Here is a 4,587-nt window from a genome sequence, read left to right on the forward strand (position 1 = left end):
GTCGAGGCCCATGCCCTTGGACACTTCCTTGACGTCCGCCCCGACCTTTTCGCAGAGATGCGCGATCTCGTTGATGAAGGTGATCTTGGTCGCGAGAAACGCGTTCGCCGCGTATTTGATCATCTCGGCCGATTCGAGGTCGGTCGTCACGATCGGGAAGTCGCGCAGGTAGAGCGGACGGTAGATGTCTTCCATGACCTTGGCGGCACGATCGGTCTCGACGCCCACGACGACGCGGTCGGGCTTCATGAAATCGTCGATCGCCGCACCTTCGCGTAGGAATTCGGGGTTCGAGGCGACATCGAAATCGAGATCCGGATTGGCCGCGGCGACGGTCTCGCGCACCTTGCGGTTGGTGCCGACGGGCACCGTCGACTTGGTCACGATGACGACGTAGTCCTTGGCCGCCTTGGCGATTTCCTCAGCGGCGGCCATCACGTAGGTGAGATCCGCATGCCCGTCGCCGCGCCGGGTCGGCGTGCCGACGGCAATGAAGACCGCTCCCGCGCCGTCGATCGCCTTGGCGAGATCCCTGGTGAAGGTCAGACGGCCCGCTTCGACGTTCTTCGCCATGAGCACGTCGAGCCCCGGCTCAAAGATCGGCACCTCGCCGCGCTCGAGCATTTCAAGCTTCTGGGGATTGTTGTCGACGCAGACGACGTCGTGCCCGAAATCCGAAAAGCAGACGCCCGAGACGAGGCCCACATAGCCGGTTCCGATCATGGCGATTTTCATGGCGAATTCCCTCGTGCCCACGACTTTGGCAGGGGTTTGGCCGAGACGTCTATCCGCGTCAATGTGACCGTGCCGCAGTGCTGCGAAGAAGCGTCCTTGGAGGCGGCACCAAGCGAGAGACAGTTAGAGGGCTGCTGCTGCACCGAGTATCGGAGCCCGTTCAACGTGGCCGCGATCCTGCCGCGCAAGCTCAAGGCAACGCGGCAGTTTGACCGCCGCCTCGCGATCTTGGATCTCCGTTAGAAGGCGCGAGGCGCCTGCCTCGGACAAACCGCGGGGACCGTCCTTCCATTCGATATGTCGCGCCTTGCAGACCCACACAAGCGCGCGGCATTGGTGCATCGGTTTGGCTCCAATTCCCGACCGGTATGGGTTTCCCTCGCGCAGATTGCTTTGTAGCGGGGGAGCGCAGCCGCAGACACACGCCCCACCGAAAGGACGTTGTAGACCCATGCTCGAGATCGAAGAGACGGCGCTTTCTGGCGTGCTGATCCTGACGCCGCGGCGGTTCGGGGATGACCGCGGGTTCTTCTCGGAGAGCTGGAATTACAAGCGGTTGGCGGAGGCGGGGATCGAGATCGACTTCGTGCAGGACAACCATTCGCTGTCGGCCAAGGCGGGCACGGTGCGGGGGCTGCATTTCCAGTCGCCGCCGCATGCGCAGGACAAGCTGGTGCGCTGCGGGCGGGGGCGGCTCTTCGATGTTGCGGTGGACGTGCGGCGGGGATCGCCGACCTACGGGCAGTGGGTCGGAGAGGAGCTGAGTTTCGAGAACGGCAGGCAACTTCTTGTTCCGGCGGGGTTTCTGCACGGGTTCGTGACGCGGGAGCCGGATACCGAGATCGTCTACAAATGCTCGGACTACTACGCGCCCGAGTGCGACGGGGCGGTGCTGTGGAACGATCCCGATATCGGGATCGACTGGGGCATCGCCGAGAGCGAGGCTGCATTGTCGGAAAAAGATGAAGCGGCGCAGAGACTTGCCGCGTTCGAGACGCCGTTCGTGTGGGAGGGCTGAGAGATGAAGCTGCTTGTGACCGGCGGGGCCGGGTTCATCGGATCGGCGGTCGTGCGCCAGGCGATCCGGGACGGGCACGAGGTCGTCAATTTCGACGCGCTGACCTATGCCGCCTGCCTCGACAACGTCGCCGAGGTGGCGGATGCGCCCGGCTATGCCTTTGAACACGCTGACATTCGCGACCGCGCGGCGCTCGACCGGATCTTCGCGGCGCACCGGCCCGACGCGGTCATGCATCTCGCCGCGGAGAGCCATGTCGACCGCTCGATCGACGGGCCGGGGACGTTCATCGAGACCAACGTGATGGGCACGTTCCACCTGCTCGAGGCGGCGCGGGCCTATTGGACCGCAAGGGGTAGACCCGACAGCTTCCGCTTCCACCATATCTCGACCGACGAGGTTTACGGCTCGCTCGGACCCGATCCCGAGACCGACGGGCAGTTCACCGAGGACACCCCCTACGATCCGCGCTCGCCCTATTCGGCCTCGAAGGCGTCCTCCGACCACCTCGTCCGGGCCTGGCACGAGACCTACGGGCTGCCGGTCGTCCTGACCAATTGTTCCAACAATTACGGGCCCTTCCACTTCCCCGAGAAGCTCGTGCCGGTGGTGATCCTGCGGGCGCTCGCCGGCGAGCCGATCCCCGTCTACGGGCGCGGCGAGAACGTGCGGGACTGGCTCTATGTCGAGGACCACGCCGATGCGCTCCTGACGGTGGTGCAGCGCGGTGCGGTCGGGCGGAGCTACAATATCGGCGGCGAGAACGAGGCGCGGAATATCGACCTGGTTCGTAACATCTGTAAGATTCTCGACGCGAAACGTACGAAAAACACGTCCTATTCGCAGCAGATCACCTTCGTCGAGGACCGCCCCGGCCACGATCTGCGCTACGCGATCGATCCGGGCCGGATCGCGACCGAACTCGGCTGGCGGCCGTCGGTGACGCTCGAACAGGGCCTCGAGAAGACCGTCGACTGGTACCTCGAGAACGAGGACTGGTGGCGGGCGCTGCAGGCGCGCGAGGGTGTCGGGCGGCGGCTCGGCACCGGCGGATGAGCGCGGCACGGTAACTGGGTATCAAGGAAGATCCGATATGACCATTCTCGTCTTCGGACGGACCGGACAGGTCGCGACGGAACTCGCGCGGATCGGCGGGGCCTCCGTGCTCTGCATGGGCCGGGACGAGGCGGACCTCACCGAACCCGGTCGCTGCGGCGACATCATCGAGAGCGGCGCGTGGGACGCGGTGATCAACGCCGCCGCCTGGACCGCGGTCGACGCCGCCGAGGAGCACGAGGCAGAGGCGCAGCGGATCAACGCGGATGCGCCGGGCGAGATGGCACGGGCGGCGGCGCGGCGCGGCATTCCCTTCGTGCAGATCTCGACGGACTACGTCTTCGACGGGCAGGGGGACCGACCCTTCGCCGTGGATGCCCGGACGGCGCCGCTCGGCGCCTACGGACGCACCAAGCTCGCCGGGGAAGAGGCGGTGAGCGAAGCCGGCGGCCCCCATGTCATCCTGCGCACCTCGTGGGTGGTGTCGGCGCATGGCAAGAACTTCGTGAAGACGATGCTGAAGCTCGGCGCCGAGCGCGACCGGCTGACGATCGTCTCGGACCAGATCGGCGGTCCGACCGCGGCGACCGACATCGCGCGCGCGTGCCTGACCATCGCGGAGGCGCTGCGGGGCGATCCGCGCAAGACCGGAACATACCATCTCTCTGGAGGCCCGGACGTCAGCTGGGCCGACTTTGCGCGCGAGATCTTCGCCCAGGCTGGCCTCACGCCCGAGGTCGTGGACATCCCGAGCTCGGAGTTTCCGACGCCCGCCAAACGCCCCGGCAATTCGCGGATGGACAATTCCGCCACCGAAGCTGCCTTCGGCATCGCCCAGCCCGACTGGCGGGCGAGCCTTCGGGAGATCCTGACCGAACTCGGGGCTCGGCCCTAGAGAAGCCCCCTGAGATAGACGCCGTAGGCGTTCTTCTCGAAGAGCGCGGCGCGCTTCTCCAACGCGTCGCGGTCGATCCAGCCCTTGTCGAAGGCGATCTCCTCGAGGCTGCCGGTCTGCTGCCCCTGCCGCTTTTCCAGCGTCCGCACGAAGTTGCCCGCGTCGAGCAGGCTTTCATGGGTTCCGGTATCGAGCCAGGCATAGCCGCGGCCCATGCGTTGCACGTCGAGCAGGCCGTCGTTGAGGTACATCTCGAGCAGCGTGGTGATCTCGAGCTCGCCGCGTGCGGACGGTGTGACCGCGCGCGCGCGGTCGGGTGCCGAGCCGTCGAGGAAGTAGAGCCCGGTGACCGCGAAGTTCGACGGCGGCTCTGCGGGCTTCTCGATGATGCGGGTGGCGCGATACTCGTCGTCGAAGGCGACGACGCCGTAGCGCTCGGGGTCGGCGACGCGGTAGCCGAAGACGGTGCCTCCGGTCTCGCGCGCATCGGCGGCGGCAAGCATCTCCGGCAGGCCGTGACCGAAGAAGATGTTGTCGCCGAGCACCAGCGCCGAAGGCGCGCCAGCGAGGAAGCTCTCGGCCAGCAGATAGGCCTGCGCGAGCCCGTCGGGGGAGGGCTGCACGACATAGGTGAGCGCGACGCCCCACTGGCCGCCATCGCCAAGCACGCGGCGGAACTGGTCCTGGTCTTCGGGTGTGGTGATGATGCAGATCTCGCGGATCCCGGCCAGCATCAGCACCGAGAGCGGATAGTAGATCATCGGCTTGTCGTAGACCGGCAGGAGCTGCTTCGAGAGACCCATGGTGATCGGGTAAAGCCGCGTGCCGGAGCCTCCGGCCAGAATGATGCCCTTGCGCGAAGTCATGCGTTTGCCTGCCTTTT

The 4,587-nt window shown here is 66.1% G+C and carries 5 protein-coding genes; 3 read left to right on the forward strand and 2 right to left on the reverse strand.

Going from position 1 to position 4,587, the window contains the following annotated elements; all coding sequences use genetic code 11:
* Window positions 1-735, reverse strand: a 735-nt coding sequence (locus OCH239_RS20985; RefSeq protein WP_037267339.1) for a UDP-glucose dehydrogenase family protein, incomplete at its 3' end; no start/stop codon positions are given.
* Window positions 736-1,186: 451 nt separating this feature from the next.
* Between OCH239_RS20985 and rfbC the strand changes: the two genes are divergently transcribed.
* Genes rfbC through rfbD form a run of 3 tightly spaced genes read left to right on the forward strand, consistent with a single transcriptional unit; the run spans window position 1,187 to window position 3,704 of the window.
* Window positions 1,187-1,753, forward strand: a complete 567-nt coding sequence (gene rfbC / locus OCH239_RS20990) for a dTDP-4-dehydrorhamnose 3,5-epimerase (RefSeq protein ID WP_037267341.1) — start codon at window positions 1,187-1,189, stop codon at window positions 1,751-1,753.
* A gap of 3 nt (window positions 1,754-1,756) precedes the next feature.
* Window positions 1,757-2,809: a dTDP-glucose 4,6-dehydratase gene (rfbB, locus tag OCH239_RS20995; RefSeq protein WP_037267343.1), complete on the forward strand. Its 1,053-nt coding sequence runs from the start codon at window positions 1,757-1,759 to the stop codon at window positions 2,807-2,809.
* Window positions 2,810-2,846: 37 nt separating this feature from the next.
* Window positions 2,847-3,704, forward strand: coding sequence for a dTDP-4-dehydrorhamnose reductase (gene rfbD / locus OCH239_RS21000; RefSeq protein WP_037267345.1), 858 nt, complete (start codon window positions 2,847-2,849; stop codon window positions 3,702-3,704).
* On the opposite strand, the gene rfbA is transcribed toward rfbD, so the two are convergent.
* Window positions 3,701-4,570, reverse strand: a complete 870-nt coding sequence (gene rfbA / locus OCH239_RS21005) for a glucose-1-phosphate thymidylyltransferase RfbA (protein WP_037267348.1) — start codon at window positions 4,568-4,570, stop codon at window positions 3,701-3,703. The two genes, rfbD and rfbA, sit on opposite strands and share 4 nt — an antisense overlap.
* Window positions 4,571-4,587 lie beyond the last annotated feature (17 nt).

Source organism: Roseivivax halodurans JCM 10272, from assembly GCF_000521785.1.
Classification (GTDB): domain Bacteria; phylum Pseudomonadota; class Alphaproteobacteria; order Rhodobacterales; family Rhodobacteraceae; genus Roseivivax; species Roseivivax halodurans.